Here is a 17621-nt window from a genome sequence, read left to right on the forward strand (position 1 = left end):
ATTCCAGCGGTGATTACCGCTGACGCGCCGTGTTAATCTAGTCTCTGGGGATTGTTGTTGGCAGCGGGACAGACCGTTTCCGTCTCCGGTTTGATCTTGCATATTCACTCTGATAGGCGCGGCGCTGTTTGGTGACTTCGTAAAGCACAATGCCGGAACTTGTTCCGAGGTTCAGACTCTCCACCAGGCCGAACATCGGAATGGCCACGCAAAACTCGCTCTGCTCTACGGCCGCTTCGCTGATACCGCGCGCCTCATTGCCGAACCAGACCGCCAGTTTGGCCATTTCGGTAAAATCGCACTCATCGAGATAATAACTCGCTTTGCCTTTAACATGCGGCGAAGTCGCGACAGATTTGTATCCGTTGGAACGCAGATGATCGAGACAGTCCTGCGTGCTGTCGAACCGTTTCACAAACGTCCATTTGCTTGCAGCGACCGAAACCTTGGAAAGAGATTTCCGTTCACGAATATCCTGCCAGTCATCCGGCAGAGATTTTCGCGAGTCCACGACGTAGACTTTCTCAACGCCCATTGCGTTTACATTGCGGATAACTGTTGCAATGTTTCGAAAGTCTGTCGGTTCTTCGAGAACAGCGACGAGGTTTTTACATCGAAACGGCTTGATTTCGTCGGCGCGCTCACGAAGCGTTTTCCGCCCTGTATTCGGTTCGGTATTTTCCATCATTATATAAGACTATCAAAGGCCGGCCTGATCAATCTCTTCAAGAAATTCGCAACTGCTATCGGCATTTAGAAACATCCATAAAAAGCTGTTTCTGATCCGCCAACGACAGGACAAAGTCCAGCGGTGATTACCGCTGACACGCCGTGTTAATCTAGTCTCTGGGGATTGTTGTCGGCAGCGGCACAGACCGTTTCTGTCTCCGATTTGATCTTGCATATTCACTCTGATAGGCGCGGCGCTGTTTGGTGACTTCGTAAAGCACAATGCCGGAACTTGTCCCGAGGTTCAGGCTCTCCACCAGGCCGAACATCGGAATGGCCACGCAAAACTCGCTCTGCTGTACGGCCGCTTCACTGATACCGCGCGCTTCATTGCCGAACCAGACCGCCAGTTTGGCCATTTCGGTAAAATCGCACTCATCGAGATAATAACTCGCTTTGCCTTTCACATGCGGCGATGTTGCAACGGATTTGTATCCGTTGGAACGCAGATGATCGAGACAGTCCTGCGTGCTGTCGAACCGTTTCACAAACGTCCATTTGTTGGCGGAACCTGACGTTTTGGAGAGGGCTCTTGTCTCTCGCATTTCCTGCCATTCATCCGGCAACGCGCCTTGCGGATCAATGATATAGACTTTCTCGACGCCCGATGCGTTCACATTGCGGATAACCGTTCCGATGTTGCCGATGTCGTTTGGCTCTTCAAGCACCGCTATGAGATTTTTACACTGAAAAGGCTTGAGTTCCTTCACGCGCGACCGCAGTGACTTTCGCGACTTTTTTGCGTCGCTATCATCGTTCATGAATGGCTCCCCAAACGCTCGACATAGTCAATTTCGGCCAGGTATTTTTTCTTCTCCGCATCTGATAGAAACGCCCCAAGAAAGCTGTTCCTGGCCAGCCCGATCATTTCATCCGCACTCATGTCGAGTGCCTCTGCAATCGCAAGATAGTTGTCATTGATATAGCCGCCAAAATAACTGGGATCGTCAGAATTCACGGTCACAGAGACCCCTGCCCGGAGCAGGCCTGCCAGCGGGTTATCGTTCAGATCCGGCGTGACGCAGAGCCGCTGATTGGATAGCGGGCACATGGTAAGCGTCAGCCCTCTGGCTTTGATTTCTGCCAGAAGTGCCGCATCCTTGGCCGCTGCATTGCCGTGATCGATCCGGTCAATCTGTAACAAGTCAAGCGCTTCCCAGACATAGGAAGGTGGTCCCTCCTCACCTGCATGCGCCACGAGTTTCAACCCTTTGCTTCGCGCCCGTGCAAACACACGTTCAAACTTGGAGGGCGGGTGACCGAGCTCTGAGCTGTCGAGCCCAATTCCATCGAGCCGATGAAGATGTGGGTCTGCCACATCCATCAGCGCAAAGGCATCATCTTCCGGCAAGTGACGCAGAATACACATGATCAATCGATAGGATATGCCGCGTGAGGCTTCGCCTTCTTTCAGGGCGCGCTCAACACCATCCAGCACGGTCTCGAAATCCACACCCCGCTCCATATGCGCCTGTGGATCAAAGAAGATCTCGACATGGCGAACATTGTCTTCGGCAGCGCGCGCCAGATAGGCCGCAGTGAGGTCGTAGAAATCCTGTTCGGTCTGCAAGACCGCCATGCCCTGATAATAGAGGTCCAGAAAATCCTGCAGATTGGAGAAATCATAGGCAGCGCGGATTTCGTCGACGCTGGCGTATGTCAAACTGACGCCGTTTCGCTTGGCCAGTTCGAACATCATGTCCGGCTCAAGCGAGCCCTCAATATGCAGATGCAGTTCGGCCTTTGGCAGCGCCCGGACCAATGTTTCCAGCTGGCTCATGCAATCCCCTTCTTTCTTTCTGCCTTAGCACGACTTCGCAAAAAGAGGGGCAGAGATATCCGGTGTTCCGCTGACAGAACAGGAACGTGATCTCAAAAACTTTGCAATTCGGTGAGACTTCCCATTTAAAGGCCAGTCTGACCTGTAAGCCGAATGCGAAGATTATAATCTGACATGCCGATACGAATTCCCGATGGATTGCCTGCCCGTGACACGCTGATTTCCGAAGGTGTGCGTGTCATGTCGGAGCGCGTGGCGGTGCGTCAGGATATTCGCCCGATGCGCATCGGCTTGTTAAACCTGATGCCGAACAAGATCCGCACGGAAGTACAGATTGCTCGGCTTCTGGGCGCGAGCCCGCTGCAAGTGGAATTCACACTGGTGCGCGTGGGCGGGCATACGCCGAAGAATACGCCAGCAGAGCATTTGTTTTCGTTCTACCATCGCTGGGAAGATATTCGCGATCAGAAGTTTGATGGCTTCATCATCACCGGCGCACCCGTGGAGAAACTGGCCTTTGAGGACGTCACCTATTGGGATGAGATGAAAGCCATTTTTGACTGGACGGCGACCAATGTACATTCCACGCTGAATGTCTGCTGGGGCGCAATGGCGGCCATCTGGCATTTCCATCGCGTGCCGAAATACATTCTCGATGAGAAAGCCTTCGGTGTTTATCGCCACCAGAATCTCAACCCGGCCTCCCCCTATATGAACGGCTTCTCAGACGATTTCATGATCCCGGTCTCGCGCTGGACAGAATGCCGGGCAGAAGACGTAGAAAAGGCATCGGGCCTCGAAATTCTGATGAATTCAGAAAAGACCGGCCTCTGCATTGTGCATGAGCGCAAGGGCAACCGGCTCTATGTCTTCAATCATATCGAATACGATTCCACCTCGCTGGCAGAAGAGTATTTCCGGGATAAGGAAAGCGGCGTCGATATCCAGCTGCCGCACAATTATTTCCCCGATGATGACCCGAGCCAGCCGCCGCTCAATCGCTGGCGTTCACACGCGCATCTGCTGTTCGGTAACTGGATCAACAATATGTACCAGACCACGCCGTACGATATTTCGAAGATTGGTCTCGAACAGCACGATCCGGGTTACTGATTGGAGGCGCTGGCGCGTTTCCAGACGAGCTTTGTGACATAGACCGCGCCTGATTTTGATGTTTCCGGCGCGGTGGTGAGCTCCATCGTATCGTCATCAATAACGTTGAGCGTTCGCGTAAATTCCGTACCAACGCGCGTCGGGACAGATGCGAACTCAATCACGTGGCGGACCTGATCGCCATTGAGCTCCCAGCGTCCGGCATAGGCGAAAAATTCGGTAAAGCTGTCCGGCACCTTGTCGTTCTCGCCTCGCGCCGCCCAGTCCGGGTCCTGAAGAAACGCGCCCATACGGCCATCCGCAGTATACTGAAGCTGACCGCCCGGCGGTGTGCCGAAGGTCGGCTTTCCCTCGTCATTGCGATAATTCACGCTCGAAACCAGCGTCCAGGCACCGATCAATCCGGCCATACTCAATTTCTCCCCAGTGTTTATGACTGTCAGGCAACGAATTGCCTTGCAGCGGCGTTACCTCGTCAAAGCATTCAATTCGAAGGACGGCAAATCAAATGGATCTTATTCGCATCATTCTCGCCATTCTGCTTCCACCGCTTGGCGTTTTCCTGCAAGTCGGCATCGGCCTGCAATTCTGGATCAATATCCTGCTGACTCTGTTCGGCTATATTCCCGGCATCATTCACGCTGTCTGGGTGATTGCGAAGAAGTAATCACACACTTGCCCCATTGACCTTGTGGTCTGGTTTGCGATTCATGTCGCTAGGGAAACCGGAAACGCCAGACCATAAGGCCGACACAGAGGGGCAGAACATGCTGCACAAAAATCCGCGCGCAGACCTGGAAACGCATCAGGTCACAAATCAGCCCAAACCCTTTGCCGGACACGATCTCTATGCAATTGATCCGGCCCTAACCGATGCTGTGAAAGCGCGCGGCGGCGAACAGCATGCTGCTGAATTTTCTGAGTTTGGCACGAAATGCGGCGCCGAGGAGACTCAGGACTGGTCTTGCCTCGCCAATGAGAACACCCCAAAACTGAAGAGCTTTGACCGGTATGGCCACCGCCTGGACGAAGTGGAGTTTCATCCGGCGTATCACACGCTGATGGCACTGGGCCTTGATTCCGGCGTGTCCGCCGGCGCCTGGACGCGCGACGCGGCTGGGCATGTGCACCATGGCGCCATGATGATCCTGATGAGCCAGGCCGATCCCGGCGTGACCTGCCCAATGTCAATGACCTATGCCTGTGTCGGCGCACTGAAATCAAACCCGGAACTCGCACAACTCTGGACGCCGCGCGTTCAGGCCTCGAGCTATGATCCGCGCTTCATCCCGGCCCATGAAAAGACCGGGGTCACAATCGGCATGGCGATGACAGAAAAGCAGGGTGGTTCGGATGTACGCGCCAACTCGACCCGTGCTGAGCCGACCGCAGACGGCGGGTATATTCTGACCGGTCACAAATGGTTCTGCTCAGCCCCGATGAGCGATGCGTTTCTGACCCTTGCCTATACCGAACAGGGCATGACCTGCTTTCTGGTGCCACGCTGGAAACCGGATGGCACCCGCAATGGCATTCACATCATGCGCCTGAAAGACAAGATGGGCGACAAGTCCAATGCCTCATCCGAGATCGAATATCATGGGGCCTGGGCACAGCGCGTCGGGGATGAAGGGCGCGGTGTGCGAACCATCATCGATATGGTCCAGCTGACACGATATGACTGTATGCTGGGGTCGACCGGCGGCATGCGAGCCGCACTGACCCAGGCGCTCTGGCACACATCTCAACGCCGTGCCTTTCAGAAAACACTTGTCGATCAGCCTGCCATGCGTGCCGTGCTTGCCGATCTCATCATCGAAAGCGAGGCCGCAACGGCGCTCGCCTTGCGCGTCGGACAAAGTCTCGACCGCGCCGGAAGCGATGAGCAACAGGCGGCCTTTATGCGACTGGCCACGCCGATCGCCAAATACTGGATTTGCAAACGACAGCCGGGCTTTGTCTATGAAGCGCTCGAATGTCATGGCGGCGCAGGATATGTCGAAGAAGGCCCGATGCCGAAACTCTTCCGCCAATCTCCGCTGAATGCCATCTGGGAAGGATCCGGCAATGTCATCGCGCTGGATATTCTCCGCGCGCTATCACGTGAGCCAGACAGTCTGGAAGCGATCATGGCGGAATTGCAGACACCCGTTGGCGCCCATCCCTATTTCGATGCCCACGCGGAATGGCTGAAAGACTATTTTCTGCCAGGCAAATTACACGAAGGCACAGCCCGGCGCTTTGCACAGGATATGGCGCTGGCTCTTCAGGCGGCAGCACTTTTCAATACGGTTCCGGGATATGTGTTCGAAGCCTTCTGCGCTCAGCGCCTGGACCCGACGCGCAAAGGCTTTCTCTACGGGGACATGAATGCGGATGTTGATCAGGCCAGACTGATTGAACGCGCGTTGGCCCCGATGAGCTGAACCAAATCAGCTATTCGACGAGCGATTTCTTGACCAGCTTGTTTGCTTTGCGCGTATCGAGACAATCAGAATAGCGGCTCTTCAGCTCGCTCATGCAACGGCCGAGATCTTTCAGGCCGTGCGCATCAAGGTCATTGATGACGTTATCGACGGCTTCTGAAAGCGCCTCGCCTTCCAGAGGCTTTGGCAGATAGCGCTTTATGACTTCTGCTTCGTCCTGCTCGCGGCTCGCCATTTCAATGCGTCCAGCGTCTTCATAACGGGCAGCAGAATCCTCGCGCTGGCGAACCATCAGTTCCAGCACGTCCCGAATGACCGTGTCATCGCAGCCACTGCAATGATCATGCGCGCGTGCTTCGGCGTCGCGATCATGCACAGCACACAGAATCAGGCGCAGGGTAGATGCTTCAATCGAAGCATCTTCGGCTTGTTCGGCAGTGGCCAGATCCGCTTCAAGACGGGCGCGCAATCTGGGTTCAAGAGAAGTCGTAGCAGTCATACAGAAAAGAATTCGCGCTTATTCACTTGGTTTCGGTGGCACGCAACACAATCTCGTTCTTTGGGCGCTTGACGCGAGACGCTGGCAGCATTAGGCCTCGCGCGTTTGCCCGATGACACCCTGGTCATCAACACAGCATAAGGATGCCGTATTATGCCTTTCCTAACGGATGATCAAGAGTTGATTGAAGCTTCCGGAGCGCTGGTTCTTGCGACGGGAGAGGTGTTCTTCGGATACGGATGTGGCGCAGTTGGTGCAGCGCCTGCAGAAATCTGTTTCAACACCGCTGTCACCGGCTATCAGGAAATTCTCACCGATCCATCCTATTCCGGCCAGATCGTTGTTTTCACCTTCCCGCATGTCGGCAATGTCGGCTCGAACAGTGATGACCACGAAGAATCGAGCCCGCAGGCAGCACGCGCGGCACGCGGCGCCATCATGCGCGCGCCGATCACATCCCCTTCGAACTGGCGCGCTGTGGATCACTTCGACGCCTGGATGCGCAAGAAAGGTATTGTCGGCCTGACCGGCATCGACACCCGCGCCATCACACGCCGCATTCGCGAAACAGGCATGGTCAACGGCATTATCGCCCATGCCGAAGGCGAAACGATCAAGATTTCGGACCTGAAAGAACAGCTGGCAGGCTTTGCTGGTATTGAAGGCACAGACCTCGCCGCCGAAGTTGGCCCGCTCGCGCGCTATTCGCATACGGAACGTAATTGGGAGCGCGAGGCCGGTTACGCACCGATGGGCGACGAAAAATATCACGTCGTCGTTCTGGACTATGGTGTGAAGAAAAACATTCTGCGCAATCTTTCAGAGATCGGCGCGCGATGCACCATCCTGCCCGGCAAGTCGACCGCTGAGGATGTGATGTCACTCAATCCGGACGGTGTTGTGCTTTCAAACGGTCCAGGCGACCCGGCCGCGACCGGCGTCTATGCTGGCCCGGAAATCAAGAAGCTGATCGAGTCCGGCATTCCACTGCTCGGTATTTGTCTCGGCCACCAGATGCTGGCACTCGCGCTGGGCGCAAAAACCATGAAAATGCCTCAGGGCCATCATGGAGCGAACCACCCGGTGAAGGATCTGGAAACCGGCAAGGTCGAGATCGTCTCAATGAACCATGGCTTCACGGTCAATCCGGACACGCTGCCGGAAGGTGTCGAGCAGTCTCACGTATCTCTGTTTGATGGCACAAACTCAGGTCTGCGCGTTGCGGGCAAGCCGATCATCTCGGTTCAGCACCACCCTGAAGCCTCACCCGGTCCACAGGACAGCTTCTACCTGTTCCGCCGTTTCGGCGATCTGATGGACACGCACAAAGCAAAAGTCGACGCCTAGTCGTCCTGCGGCGCGCCCTCTTCTGCGGCGCGCCAGTCTCCGCACAAGGCCTGATACAGGGTCAGCGCTGACACAGCGGCTGTCTCGGCACGTAGGATACGAGGCCCCAGAGAGACCGGAATCACGTTCTCCATTTTGCGGAGCATGCTGCGTTCCTGGGGTGAAAATCCCCCTTCCGGACCAATCAGAATAGCCGCTGAATGCGGCGGCTTGCCCATGAGCACGTCCGCCATCGGGCGAGCGCGATTATCATCACCGCCCCAGGCTGCACCTTCGTCATCGCCGCGTTCATCGCAATAATAGACATGCCTGTGATCTGTCAGGCTGGACATCAGCTTGATCAGGGAAAGCGGCTCCTGCACGCGTGGCATGTTGAGCCGTTCCGTCTGTTCGGCTGCTTCCATCGTCAGTCGCTCGAGGCGATCTGTACGCACGCGCTCAGCCTGCGTGTATTCGGTGATTACCGGCTGGATGACCTCCACACCAAGTTCGGTCGCTTTTTCGACAACGAAGTCCGTCCGTGTCTTTTTCAGCGGCGCAAAATAGAGATGAAGATCGGTGAGCACGCCCTGACGTCTGGTCTGCTCATCAACCTGAAGCATGCCTGCCGTCTTGCCGAGAATTTCTTTGACACTGGCTTTCCATTCTCCATGGCGCCCATTGAACACCCGAACCGGGTCGCCGACATTCAGGCGCATCACTTTGAACAGGTATTTGGACTGGGCTTCATCCAGTGCGACCGGCGCGTCTTGCTGCAGGTCGGTCGGAACAAATAATCGAGGAATATTGCTCATCCCTCGTCCATTGCATTCATCATCTGGAAGCGCAAGAAAAACCCATATACATACAAACACAATCAGGGCAGTTCTGCTGTGCGAAACATTGGATAAACAAGGATAGCCGGATGACCGACACGGTCCGACCAGGAGACGCCCGCCAGAGCTGGGTCGATTTGCTGCCGCAAGGTCTTCAGCCCTATGCGCGCCTTGCCCGTTTTGACCGTCCGATCGGCTTCTGGCTGCTGGCCATTCCATGCTGGATGGGTACGACATTTGCGGCTCTCGATGCGGGCTGGGCACCGATTGACCTGTTCTATCTGATCATTTTCGGCATCGGCTCCATCGCGATGCGAGGCGCTGGCTGCACCTATAACGACATTGCCGACATGAAGCTGGACGCCCAGGTTGATCGCACAGCGGGCCGGCCGCTGCCTTCTGGTCAGGTGACGCTTCTCGCCGCCTGGATCTGGCTGTTCGTCCAGGTTGGCATTGGTTTCCTTGTCTGGTTATGCCTGCCCAATGCCGCCAAGCTCGTCGCCCTGTTTTCCATTCCGCTCGTCGCTGCCTACCCATTCATGAAGCGGATTACCTGGTGGCCGCAGGCATGGCTTGGACTCACCTTCAATTTCGGTTTCCCGATCGGATATGTCGCGGCAGGCGGAACTGAATTCCTATGGCCGCTGCTGTTCTATATCGGTCTCATCTGCTGGACGATCGGCTATGACACCATCTATGCCCGGCAAGATGTCGAGGACGATGCATTGGTCGGCATCAAGTCAACGGCTCGCCTGTTCGGTGACCACACCTTTGCCGCTGTCAGCGCGCTTTATGCAGTGACCACGCTGTTTGTCGGCCTTGCGCTGTCGAATGGTGGACCACGCGTTCCTGGCATCATTGTCACGCTGGCCTTCTTCGGCCACCTGGTCTGGCAGGTGACATCCTTCAAACGGTTCGGGGACCGTGCTGCACTCGATATTTTCAAATCGAACCGGGCCGCGGGGCTTCTGGTCGTGTTCGGTATTCTCGTCACAATCGTTCTGATCGGCCTCGACTGAAGCTGGCTGGCTCCGGCCTTGCATAAGCCATGGGGAGCTCTTTGATCTTTCCCATGGTGACACAGTCATGCCGCGCTATGGCGCTTCTGAACCGGAACCGAAAATCTTCACGGCAATTCTGGTCGGTTTACTGATCGGCACGCTCAGCATGCTCGCCGCCAAGGGCGTCGCGAGCTATTTGACCATGTCCAAAACCGCGAAAGTACGTCTGGCACCGGAAAAGCTGTCCCGTCTGCGTCCATTGCTCGAAGCAGAAAGCCCGTCTCTGCGCTATCGCGCTTTCAGTTCCGGCATTCAGGCGGGCACACCGCTCTACAATGCCATTATGGCTGCACAGCCTGAACTTCTTGACCATTATGAAGAGATCGCAAGCAAACAGACAGACGTGCAGTGGCGCGCCGATGTGCACTTCCGTCGTGTCTCTGAAGTTGGGCCGATCACGTCATTGCTTCGGGTGGAATATCTCTACCGAAATGCCGGTCTGCATGAGCTGAAATACGCATCTTCCATGCTCAATCGCCTGCGCGATGGCACGTTCGAACTGAGCGACCTGTTCCTGGACAATACAGCGAGCCGACTGCGTCTGAACGCCCGACTTTGTGAGGCAGTGAGCGCAGAAAAGAAGAGCCGCATCGGGGCGGTTACCTTTCGCGGGAAAGCTATTGATTGCGAAGCCAGTCCGGACTTCGATTTCATCGAAGGCCCGCCATTTGCGCTGAAAGCCAATGAACAAAGCACGCGGTTTGAAGGGATCTATTTCTACTATGAGCCAGGACGGATCGGCGCGCGCCAGGAAGGCGAGTATATTGTCTTCATCCCCATTGGTGACATCGCAGACATGATCCATCCGAACTACAGATCCTTATTTCCCAAAAATCCCGACTGAAACGAGAATCCCTTTTCCGGCACCAACGGAAATGTTAGTAGACTCTCATGACTACGATACAAAAACTGAAGCCCACCGACCTCTTCACGGCGGCAGAGTGGGCTGACCTGAGGAAACGTTCGGATGTAATGGGATTGGGCATGATCGTGCATGCCTGGGCCGTCATTGCGCTCGCCATGGCCCTGTTCGCGCTATGGCCAAATTCACTGACCTTTGTTCTGGCGATCATGCTGATTGGTGCACGCCAGCTCGGTCTGGCCATTCTGATGCATGAAGCGGCACATGGCGGACTTTCGACCAATCTGAAAGTGAATGACTGGGTCGGCCAATGGCTTTGCGCAGCTCCGGTAGGTGCTCATCTCGGCAATTATCGTGATTATCATCTGTCGCATCACAAATATGCGCAAACGATGGAAGACCCGGATATCATTCTCTCTGCGCCCTTTCCGGTTACGCGCAAATCGCTCTGGCGAAAGATCGTGCGCGACATGACCGGGCAGACGTTTTTCAAACAACGGCGCAATCAGTTTCTCAACGCGATGGGCATTGGCATCAAGCCGGGCAAAGGCCGCGAAAACCGCGCTCAGACCGCGCGCGAAGCTGTGATGCCTTTCATCATCACGAACATCATTCTGGCCGTGATCATGACGCTGGCAATTGGCTGGTGGGCATGGCCGGTGCTTTGGCTGTTGCCTCTGGCGACCTGGAACCAGCTGGTCACGCGCCTGCGAAACATCGCCGAGCATGCCTGTCTTGATGGCTCAGGCCACCCGATGCGGATCGCCCGGACCACGCGCACCAATTTCCTTGAGCGCCTGTTCATTGCGCCCTATTGGGTCGCCTATCACTGTGAACACCATATGTTCATGCACCTGCCATGCTACCGGCTTGGAAAGGCGCACAGGCTGCTGGCCCAAAAAGGCATCGACAAGGAAATGGAGGTCAAAACCGGCTATTGGTCCGTTTTGAAGCTCGCTTCGTCGAAGCCAGACGCACAGCCAGCCTGAATTAATCCACTTCGCAGGCTTTTCGCCATCCCCCGCGCGCCGTCGTGCAGCGTAGCTCAACAAAGCGCGGGAGGGTGCGCGCTAGCCATTCAGACCGCTCCTGCAGGACATAGAGTTCCGGCGGTTCAGCCTCATAGACCGTAACCCAGTCCGGGAATCGGACGTGACGGCACTCAATGGCGCCAAGCAGCTCTTCCCGGCAAACATCGTTTCGGAGAGCAACAAGCGTCAGCGCGCCATCAATCAAAGCCTGATGCACCCGCCTGGTGTTGGTCATACCGCTTTCGCCCGGCATGGAAATCTCGGTTCGCGGCGTCAGTCCCTGCGCATTCTCAATCAGGATTTCCCAGCGTTCCGCTGCGATCACGAGTTCCAGCGGCGCATCACCCGGTAACTGAGGTGGTGGCTCATCGACGTCTGGTTCGCTGAGATTACACGCCGCCAGGAACACACCAGAGGCCAGAAGAAGGGCGTGTCTGATACCCGAAATACGTTTGCTCGCCATCACGATTGCTCGATCATTCTACGCGCCCCCCTGACAAACACACGATAGCAAGGCAGACTGCGCGCATGACTGTCCTTGTTGAAATGGTTTCCGATCTCGTCTGCCCGTGGTGCTGGCTGGGCCTTCGCCGCATCAATGCCGCCATTCACGAAGTAAAAGACGAATTTGATGTCGAACTGATCTTCCGCCCGTATCAACTTGATCCCGCCATTCCGCGTGAAGGTGTTGGATACAAGGAATACATGACTCAAAAGTTTGGCGGCGTCGGTGAAACTGAGAAGAATGCTCAAAAAGATCGGTTTTCGCAGATGCGGGAACTGCTGGAGCAATATGGCGTCGAAGAAGGCATACCGTTCAAATTCTCAGGCATTGAGCGTCGCCCGAACACCATCGACGCGCATCGCATTGTCCGCTGGGCTCAGGGCCAGGGAAAAGGCATGGCGGCGAAGGAGGTGCTCTTCAACGCCTATTTCAACGATCATGAGGATATTGGCGACCATGACGTGCTCGTTCGTCTCTCTGAAAAGATCGGCCTGAACGGTCCGCTTATTAAAGACCTTCTGTCCGGAGAAGCCGATATGCAGGCGACGATGCAGGAAGAAAACGCTTTCCGTCAGCTCGGCATTTCCGGCGTTCCGACCTATATCGCGAACCGTAAGGTCGCCGCGCAAGGCGCTGAAGAGGTACGCAAACTGGTTCGTTTCCTGCGGACGGCAGAAAAAGAATACCCGCTCGAGCAGGCCGAAGACACAACACCTGGCTGATCAATTGGTCAGGAATTCCGGTTTCGCGTTATCGGCGATCACAACGGCCGTAAGCTGACCACCATAGACAGCGCCCGTATCGACATTGATACGCTGGGTATCACCGGCAACTTCCGGCATGAAGCCAACCGTGGGCGTGTGGCCATGGACTACGCACATACCAGACAACGCCTCATTACCCGCCCACTGAACCGGGTCGAAAAATCGCGGAGAGCGCGTCCACAAATGACGCTGCGCGTTACAATTCGGGTAGTCCCTCGGTTCAATACCCGCATGCACAAAGATCAGATGATGCTGCGGTATTCTGAAAATCGTTGGCAAAGCCGAAAGCCATTCAATATGGCGCTTCGGAAGGTCCGCCATCGCAGCATCAATATCGCCATCTGGCCCGGTATAGCTGCGCAGCGTTTCCCGCCCGCCATTGCGGAGCCATAAATCCAGCTGATCCAGATCCCCATCCAAGGCATCCAGCATCATCTGCTCATGGTTTCCACGCAGCGACAGAACCGTCAGCTCCGGACGATTGGCAACGCGCGCTTCGAGCGCCATGATCGCGTCGATGACGCCCTTCGAATCCGGACCGCGGTCGACATAATCTCCCAAATGGATGATCGCGATCGGTCGTCCGGGAAACGTCTGCTCATGATGGTCAAGGATTTGCTCATGCAAGGCACGCAAACGTGCAGCTTCGCCGTGGACGTCGCCAATCGCATAAAAGACCGTATCAGGAGCAAACGAGTTCATCCGGATGCATGAGGGCAGTTTCCGGGAAAATTCAAGTCAGAGCTGAACTATTCTTCTGAGATCTGCAGGCTTTCGAGCAAAACTTTACGTGATCCCAGTCTTTCTCCCACTTCTTTCTCCACACAAAGGGACGTTCGCACACCGGACAGATTTTACGCGGCAAGTCAGATTTCTGCTTTTGACGAGACATTGAGAACGCCTTTCTCACTTCCACATGAACTGGTTCAAACCCTCAAAAAGACAAATGTTTTTGTTTTGTTCTTAGCGGAATCCTGATAGCGTTTCTCTCATGAATATGCCGATTGCCACGCTGGGGCAGCTCCAACTGGATCTGATCCATGTCACCCTTGTTGCTCTTCTTCTGATCAGTCTGGTTCTGGCGTTTCGCGCCATGTCTGAAGCCAAGCGTCAACGCGCACAGGCCGACCGCGCACGGGACATGAGGGAAGAATTCAAACAGCTCGACGAGGCGCATGATGCGCTGGACCGGGAACATGCTGCCCTGCTGGCACGCTTTGAAGCCCTGGGTTCCGGCATGGACCGGGAACGCGCCGACTTTACCGCGCGCCTTGAAGCAGCAGATGAACGCGTGCGGACGCTCCAGGCGCGCCTAGACGATACAAGCAAATCGCTTGAAGCTGCACGTGTGCGCGAAGAAGAACGCAAGGCGGCCTTCGATAGCGAGCGCAAACAACTCGTTGAGCTCCGCGCCGAGGTCGAAACCAAGTTCAACGAAATAGCTCAGTCAGCCCTGTCCAAATCCCAGAAGCTGTTTCTGGAAACGGCCAATGAAACATTTGGCCGACAGAAAGAAGCAGCCGCGGGCAATCTGAAAGAGATGTTCAGTCCACTGAAAGAGGCCATTGGAAAGTTCGAAACGCGTGTCGAAACCATCGAGAAGGTCCGCGCTGAGGACAAATCCAAACTGTCCGAGCAGGTTGAAAACATCACTCGCCTCCTCTCGCAGACACAGACGGTAACCTCGAAACTCGTAAACGCCCTGTCGACCCCGCGCGGCGGCGGCAGCTGGGGCGAGGAATCCCTGCGCAATGCTCTGGAGCTTGCCGGCGTGTCGGAACACTGTGACTTTCTCGAACAGACACAGGATTCCGGATCTGGCCTGCGTCCCGACGTCGTTCTGAAGATGCCAGGCGGCCGGGAGATCGTGATCGACTCCAAGGCCGTGATGGACAATTATCTGCGCGCATCTGAAGAGACCGATGATACGCAACGCCGCCAGTATCTGATGGCCCATGCGCGCCACTTCAAAGATCAGATCAAGCGCCTCGCCAGCAAGGACTACTGGAAAGATATTGAAAACCGGGTCGACTTTGTCGCAATGTGGGTTCCGGGCGAAAACTTTTATTCAGCAGCCCTCAGCGTCGACCGGGATCTGTTTGATTTTGCAGCGCGCAACCGCGTTCTGATCGTCACGCCAGCAACGCTGATCGCACTGGCCAAGGCCGTCGCATATGGCTGGCGTCAGGAAGAAGCGTCGAAAAACGCGCTGGAAGCCGCCAAAATTGGCCGCGAACTGCACAAACGCCTGAAAACGCTGGCAGATCACGTCGAAAAAGTCGGACGCCATCTCGGCCAGTCGGTCAATGCCTATAACCGCATGACGGGATCCTATGACCGCATGGTGATGTCGCAGGCCCGCAAATTCGAGGAACTCCACCTGAATGAAAGCGGAACAACCCTTCCTGACATTCAGCTGCTTGAGGAGTTTCCCGTCAACGCCACACCGGCAAGCAATGATGACAGCGACGAGACGTCGTAAAATCTTGACCTTTCCAGTGTCGCTTCATACTTACAAACCATGGCTATTCGAGAAATTCTGACCGTTCCAAACCCGATCCTGAAAAAGGTCTCTGAGCCCGTCGAAGGCGGTGTGACCGATGAGATCCGGGCGCTTATGGATGACATGCTGGAAACCATGTATGACGCACCGGGCATTGGCCTGGCGGCGGTCCAGATTGGTGTGCCAAAGCGTGTGATCGTTATGGATCTCGCGCGCGAAGATGAAGAGCCACAGCCAAAATACTTCGTGAACCCGGAAATTCTCGAAACCGTGGAAGAGACCAAGCCTTATGAAGAGGGCTGTCTTTCCATTCCGGATTACTTCGATCAGGTGGACCGTCCGGCACGCTGCCGCCTGCGGTACCTCGACTATGACGGTAACGAAGTCGAAGAATGGGCAGAAGGCATGTACGCCGTGTGTATTCAGCACGAGATGGACCATCTCGAAGGCACGCTGTTCATTGACCACCTGTCTCGCCTCAAGCGCCAGCGCGCCGTTGAGAAGGTGAAGAAGGCCAAACGCCTGAAAACGAAAGCGGCGTAAGTTCCGTGTCTTCGTGGAAACGATGGCTTCTGGCTGTCGTTGGCGCATTTGCCATTCTGGTTCTCATTTTTCTCCTGTTTCAGGTCGGCGACTGGTCCGTCCGAAATTATTATATCGATGATTGTCTGGATCGCGGCGGCGCATGGGATTATAGCCGGGACGCCTGTCAGTTCTGATTTGTTCCGGGAATAAGCCTTTATGCGCCTCGCCTTTATGGGATCACCAGACTTCGCCGTGCCATCGCTGAAAGCGCTGATGGATGCCGGTCACGAGATCGCCTGCGTTTACAGTCAGCCGCCACGCCCCGCCGGTCGCGGGAAGAAACTCACCCCCACACCCGTTCATGCGTTTGCTGAGGCCAATGGTCTTGAAGTGCGCCACCCCGAAAGCCTCAAATCTCAGGATGAGAAAGACGCATTTGCTGCGCTTGATCTCGATGCGGCAATTGTCGTGGCCTATGGCCTAATCCTGCCGAAAGCCATTCTGGATGCACCAAAGCTGGGCTGTATCAATCTGCACGGATCACTCCTGCCACGCTGGCGAGGCGCTGCGCCGATGCAACGTGCCATCATGGCAGGCGACGAAATCACAGGCGTTCAAACCATGCAGATGGAGAAGGGCCTCGATACAGGCCCGGTTTTCCTGACCGCGACGACCCCCATTACCAACGACGATACCGCGGGAAGTTTGCATGACCGTCTCGCGGACCTCGGTGCCAAGCTGCTCGTCGAAACACTTCAAGAGCTTGAACAAAACGGCCTGGAATCCCGTCCGCAATCTGAGGACGGTGTCACCTATGCGCACAAGCTTGGCCCGGATGATACGCGGATTGACTGGAACCGTGCTGGCGAGGAGATCGACTGGCAAATTCGCGGATTATCGCCCTTCCCCGGTGCCTGGTTTGAAATCCTTCAGAATGAGAAACCGGTCCGCGTGAAAGCCCTGATGTCGGAATACCTGGCGGACCGCTCCGGCAATCCCGGAGATGTTCTGGACGATGAATTGACCATTGCCTGCGGCAAGGGCGCTGTGCGGCTCAGCCGTGTGCAGAAAGCCGGCAAGAGCGCCTGTTCGGCCGAAGATTTTCTACGTGGTAATCCTCTGACACTTGGGAGCAAAGTGCTGTGAAGCCGAAATTGCCTATCAGCATTCGCCCCGCCAAACGCGCTGACATTCAGGAGATTATGGATCTCCATGAAGACGCGTTTGATCAGGAGGATGAAGCCCGCATCGTTGAGGCGCTCGCCGATGATGGCGAGTCCCTCCTTTCGCTTGTCGCGCTGAATGAAGACGGTTGGATTGTCGGTCATATACAGTTCTTCCCGATTGAGGTGATCAATCACGACCGACCCGCAAATTTTGCTGGTTTCGGCCCTGTATCGGCCGCAAGCGAGTTGCAGAACCGCGGTATTGGCACAGCGCTCATCGAAGCGGGACTTAAGACCATCAAGGATCAGGGCATTCAGAAGGTCTTCGTGCTGGGACATCCGAAATTCTACAAGCGCTTCGGTTTCAGCCAGCAGGAAACGGTCGGTTTTGCCGCCGCCTGGGGAGGGCCTGCTTTCATGGCCTTGCGCCTGAACTCCGGTGGACCGGAATTCGGTGAACTGGTCTATCCCGCCGCTTTTGCAGAGAATTAAGCC

The 17621-nt window shown here is 55.6% G+C and carries 22 protein-coding genes; 13 read left to right on the forward strand and 9 right to left on the reverse strand.

Annotated features, from left to right (window positions below; translation table 11 throughout):
* Window positions 1-37: 37 nt before the first annotated feature.
* From ACFQDM_RS02145 to ACFQDM_RS02155, 3 genes are all read right to left on the reverse strand, one after another.
* On the reverse strand, window positions 38-688 hold the full coding sequence (locus ACFQDM_RS02145) for a TrmH family RNA methyltransferase (RefSeq protein WP_377374827.1): 651 nt from the start codon (window positions 686-688) through the stop codon (window positions 38-40).
* A 151-nt stretch (window positions 689-839) separates the two neighbouring features.
* Window positions 840-1490: a TrmH family RNA methyltransferase gene (locus ACFQDM_RS02150; RefSeq protein ID WP_377374830.1), complete on the reverse strand. Its 651-nt coding sequence runs from the start codon at window positions 1488-1490 to the stop codon at window positions 840-842.
* Window positions 1487-2509, reverse strand: coding sequence for an adenosine deaminase (locus tag ACFQDM_RS02155; protein ID WP_377374833.1), 1023 nt, complete (start codon window positions 2507-2509; stop codon window positions 1487-1489). The genes ACFQDM_RS02150 and ACFQDM_RS02155 overlap by 4 nt, the downstream gene beginning before the upstream one ends.
* 174 nt (window positions 2510-2683) lie before the next feature.
* On the opposite strand from ACFQDM_RS02155, the gene metA reads away from it, so the two are divergent.
* Window positions 2684-3622, forward strand: a complete 939-nt coding sequence (gene metA / locus ACFQDM_RS02160; RefSeq protein ID WP_377374836.1) for a homoserine O-acetyltransferase MetA — start codon at window positions 2684-2686, stop codon at window positions 3620-3622.
* Here the strand turns inward: metA and ACFQDM_RS02165 are convergent.
* A complete protein-coding gene (locus tag ACFQDM_RS02165; protein WP_377374839.1) occupies window positions 3616-4032 on the reverse strand; it encodes a lipocalin-like domain-containing protein in 417 nt (138 codons plus the stop codon). The two genes, metA and ACFQDM_RS02165, sit on opposite strands and share 7 nt — an antisense overlap.
* 98 nt (window positions 4033-4130) lie before the next feature.
* Here ACFQDM_RS02165 and ACFQDM_RS02170 point away from each other — a divergent pair, with 98 nt between their 5' ends.
* Both ACFQDM_RS02170 and ACFQDM_RS02175 read left to right on the forward strand, forming a co-directional pair.
* Window positions 4131-4289: a YqaE/Pmp3 family membrane protein gene (locus ACFQDM_RS02170; RefSeq protein ID WP_377374842.1), complete on the forward strand. Its 159-nt coding sequence runs from the start codon at window positions 4131-4133 to the stop codon at window positions 4287-4289.
* Between the two features lie 43 nt (window positions 4290-4332).
* Complete coding sequence (locus ACFQDM_RS02175) at window positions 4333-6048, forward strand: acyl-CoA dehydrogenase family protein (protein WP_377374844.1); 1716 nt, start codon at window positions 4333-4335, stop codon at window positions 6046-6048.
* A gap of 10 nt (window positions 6049-6058) precedes the next feature.
* On the opposite strand, the gene ACFQDM_RS02180 is transcribed toward ACFQDM_RS02175, so the two are convergent.
* On the reverse strand, window positions 6059-6547 hold the full coding sequence (locus ACFQDM_RS02180) for a GatB/YqeY domain-containing protein (protein WP_377374847.1): 489 nt from the start codon (window positions 6545-6547) through the stop codon (window positions 6059-6061).
* Window positions 6548-6700: 153 nt separating this feature from the next.
* Between ACFQDM_RS02180 and carA the strand changes: the two genes are divergently transcribed.
* A complete protein-coding gene (gene carA, locus ACFQDM_RS02185) occupies window positions 6701-7894 on the forward strand; it encodes a glutamine-hydrolyzing carbamoyl-phosphate synthase small subunit (protein ID WP_377374850.1) in 1194 nt (397 codons plus the stop codon).
* On the opposite strand, the gene ACFQDM_RS02190 is transcribed toward carA, so the two are convergent.
* A complete protein-coding gene (locus ACFQDM_RS02190; RefSeq protein ID WP_377374852.1) occupies window positions 7891-8688 on the reverse strand; it encodes a 16S rRNA (uracil(1498)-N(3))-methyltransferase in 798 nt (265 codons plus the stop codon). The two genes, carA and ACFQDM_RS02190, sit on opposite strands and share 4 nt — an antisense overlap.
* A gap of 110 nt (window positions 8689-8798) precedes the next feature.
* Here ACFQDM_RS02190 and ubiA point away from each other — a divergent pair, with 110 nt between their 5' ends.
* The 3 genes from ubiA to ACFQDM_RS02205 all read left to right on the forward strand — a co-directional run bounded on the left by ubiA (window position 8799) and on the right by ACFQDM_RS02205 (window position 11621).
* Window positions 8799-9728: a 4-hydroxybenzoate octaprenyltransferase gene (ubiA, locus tag ACFQDM_RS02195; protein WP_377374855.1), complete on the forward strand. Its 930-nt coding sequence runs from the start codon at window positions 8799-8801 to the stop codon at window positions 9726-9728.
* 67 nt (window positions 9729-9795) lie between these two features.
* A complete protein-coding gene (locus ACFQDM_RS02200; protein ID WP_377374858.1) occupies window positions 9796-10614 on the forward strand; it encodes a hypothetical protein in 819 nt (272 codons plus the stop codon).
* A 47-nt stretch (window positions 10615-10661) separates the two neighbouring features.
* Entirely contained in the window at window positions 10662-11621 is a 960-nt protein-coding gene (locus ACFQDM_RS02205; protein ID WP_377374860.1) for a fatty acid desaturase family protein, read from the forward strand.
* Between the two features lies 1 nt (window position 11622).
* On the opposite strand, the gene ACFQDM_RS02210 is transcribed toward ACFQDM_RS02205, so the two are convergent.
* The gene (locus ACFQDM_RS02210) at window positions 11623-12126 is read right to left on the reverse strand and encodes a hypothetical protein (RefSeq protein WP_377374863.1); all 504 of its coding nucleotides are present in this window, start codon (window positions 12124-12126) and stop codon (window positions 11623-11625) included.
* 65 nt (window positions 12127-12191) lie between these two features.
* Here ACFQDM_RS02210 and ACFQDM_RS02215 point away from each other — a divergent pair, with 65 nt between their 5' ends.
* A complete protein-coding gene (locus ACFQDM_RS02215) occupies window positions 12192-12890 on the forward strand; it encodes a DsbA family oxidoreductase (RefSeq protein ID WP_377374866.1) in 699 nt (232 codons plus the stop codon).
* On the opposite strand, the gene ACFQDM_RS02220 is transcribed toward ACFQDM_RS02215, so the two are convergent.
* A complete protein-coding gene (locus ACFQDM_RS02220) occupies window positions 12891-13634 on the reverse strand; it encodes a metallophosphoesterase family protein (RefSeq protein ID WP_377374868.1) in 744 nt (247 codons plus the stop codon).
* 31 nt (window positions 13635-13665) lie between these two features.
* Window positions 13666-13824 (reverse strand): DUF2256 domain-containing protein, encoded by a 159-nt coding sequence (locus ACFQDM_RS02225; protein WP_377374870.1) that lies wholly within the window; start codon window positions 13822-13824, stop codon window positions 13666-13668.
* A 99-nt stretch (window positions 13825-13923) separates the two neighbouring features.
* Between ACFQDM_RS02225 and rmuC the strand changes: the two genes are divergently transcribed.
* The 5 genes from rmuC to ACFQDM_RS02250 are packed head-to-tail and all read left to right on the forward strand — an operon-like array spanning window position 13924 to window position 17618.
* Window positions 13924-15414: a DNA recombination protein RmuC gene (gene rmuC, locus ACFQDM_RS02230; protein ID WP_377374873.1), complete on the forward strand. Its 1491-nt coding sequence runs from the start codon at window positions 13924-13926 to the stop codon at window positions 15412-15414.
* 39 nt (window positions 15415-15453) lie between these two features.
* Entirely contained in the window at window positions 15454-15978 is a 525-nt protein-coding gene (gene def / locus ACFQDM_RS02235) for a peptide deformylase (protein ID WP_377374876.1), read from the forward strand.
* Between the two features lie 5 nt (window positions 15979-15983).
* Window positions 15984-16154, forward strand: a complete 171-nt coding sequence (locus ACFQDM_RS02240; protein WP_377374879.1) for a hypothetical protein — start codon at window positions 15984-15986, stop codon at window positions 16152-16154.
* Between the two features lie 22 nt (window positions 16155-16176).
* Window positions 16177-17106, forward strand: a complete 930-nt coding sequence (gene fmt, locus ACFQDM_RS02245; RefSeq protein ID WP_377374882.1) for a methionyl-tRNA formyltransferase — start codon at window positions 16177-16179, stop codon at window positions 17104-17106.
* On the forward strand, window positions 17103-17618 hold the full coding sequence (locus ACFQDM_RS02250) for a GNAT family N-acetyltransferase (RefSeq protein ID WP_377374885.1): 516 nt from the start codon (window positions 17103-17105) through the stop codon (window positions 17616-17618). The genes fmt and ACFQDM_RS02250 overlap by 4 nt, the downstream gene beginning before the upstream one ends.
* Window positions 17619-17621 lie beyond the last annotated feature (3 nt).

It is taken from the genome of Ponticaulis profundi, assembly GCF_042659465.1.
Lineage (GTDB): Bacteria > Pseudomonadota > Alphaproteobacteria > Caulobacterales > Hyphomonadaceae > Ponticaulis > Ponticaulis profundi.

Bases quoted from the DNA above. Each gene is read 5' to 3' on its own strand.
- ACFQDM_RS02145 (WP_377374827.1), bottom strand. From the start codon at position 688: ATGATGGAAAATACCGAACCGAATACAGGGCGGAAAACGCTTCGTGAG.
- ACFQDM_RS02150 (WP_377374830.1), bottom strand. From the start codon at position 1,490: ATGAACGATGATAGCGACGCAAAAAAGTCGCGAAAGTCACTGCGGTCG.
- ACFQDM_RS02155 (WP_377374833.1), bottom strand. From the start codon at position 2,509: ATGAGCCAGCTGGAAACATTGGTCCGGGCGCTGCCAAAGGCCGAACTG.
- metA (WP_377374836.1), top strand. From the start codon at position 2,684: ATGCCGATACGAATTCCCGATGGATTGCCTGCCCGTGACACGCTGATT.
- ACFQDM_RS02165 (WP_377374839.1), bottom strand. From the start codon at position 4,032: ATGGCCGGATTGATCGGTGCCTGGACGCTGGTTTCGAGCGTGAATTAT.
- ACFQDM_RS02170 (WP_377374842.1), top strand. From the start codon at position 4,131: ATGGATCTTATTCGCATCATTCTCGCCATTCTGCTTCCACCGCTTGGC.
- ACFQDM_RS02175 (WP_377374844.1), top strand. From the start codon at position 4,333: ATGTCGCTAGGGAAACCGGAAACGCCAGACCATAAGGCCGACACAGAG.
- ACFQDM_RS02180 (WP_377374847.1), bottom strand. From the start codon at position 6,547: ATGACTGCTACGACTTCTCTTGAACCCAGATTGCGCGCCCGTCTTGAA.
- carA (WP_377374850.1), top strand. From the start codon at position 6,701: ATGCCTTTCCTAACGGATGATCAAGAGTTGATTGAAGCTTCCGGAGCG.
- ACFQDM_RS02190 (WP_377374852.1), bottom strand. From the start codon at position 8,688: ATGAGCAATATTCCTCGATTATTTGTTCCGACCGACCTGCAGCAAGAC.
- ubiA (WP_377374855.1), top strand. From the start codon at position 8,799: ATGACCGACACGGTCCGACCAGGAGACGCCCGCCAGAGCTGGGTCGAT.
- ACFQDM_RS02200 (WP_377374858.1), top strand. From the start codon at position 9,796: ATGCCGCGCTATGGCGCTTCTGAACCGGAACCGAAAATCTTCACGGCA.
- ACFQDM_RS02205 (WP_377374860.1), top strand. From the start codon at position 10,662: ATGACTACGATACAAAAACTGAAGCCCACCGACCTCTTCACGGCGGCA.
- ACFQDM_RS02210 (WP_377374863.1), bottom strand. From the start codon at position 12,126: ATGGCGAGCAAACGTATTTCGGGTATCAGACACGCCCTTCTTCTGGCC.
- ACFQDM_RS02215 (WP_377374866.1), top strand. From the start codon at position 12,192: ATGACTGTCCTTGTTGAAATGGTTTCCGATCTCGTCTGCCCGTGGTGC.
- ACFQDM_RS02220 (WP_377374868.1), bottom strand. From the start codon at position 13,634: ATGAACTCGTTTGCTCCTGATACGGTCTTTTATGCGATTGGCGACGTC.
- ACFQDM_RS02225 (WP_377374870.1), bottom strand. From the start codon at position 13,824: ATGTCTCGTCAAAAGCAGAAATCTGACTTGCCGCGTAAAATCTGTCCG.
- rmuC (WP_377374873.1), top strand. From the start codon at position 13,924: ATGAATATGCCGATTGCCACGCTGGGGCAGCTCCAACTGGATCTGATC.
- def (WP_377374876.1), top strand. From the start codon at position 15,454: ATGGCTATTCGAGAAATTCTGACCGTTCCAAACCCGATCCTGAAAAAG.
- fmt (WP_377374882.1), top strand. From the start codon at position 16,177: ATGCGCCTCGCCTTTATGGGATCACCAGACTTCGCCGTGCCATCGCTG.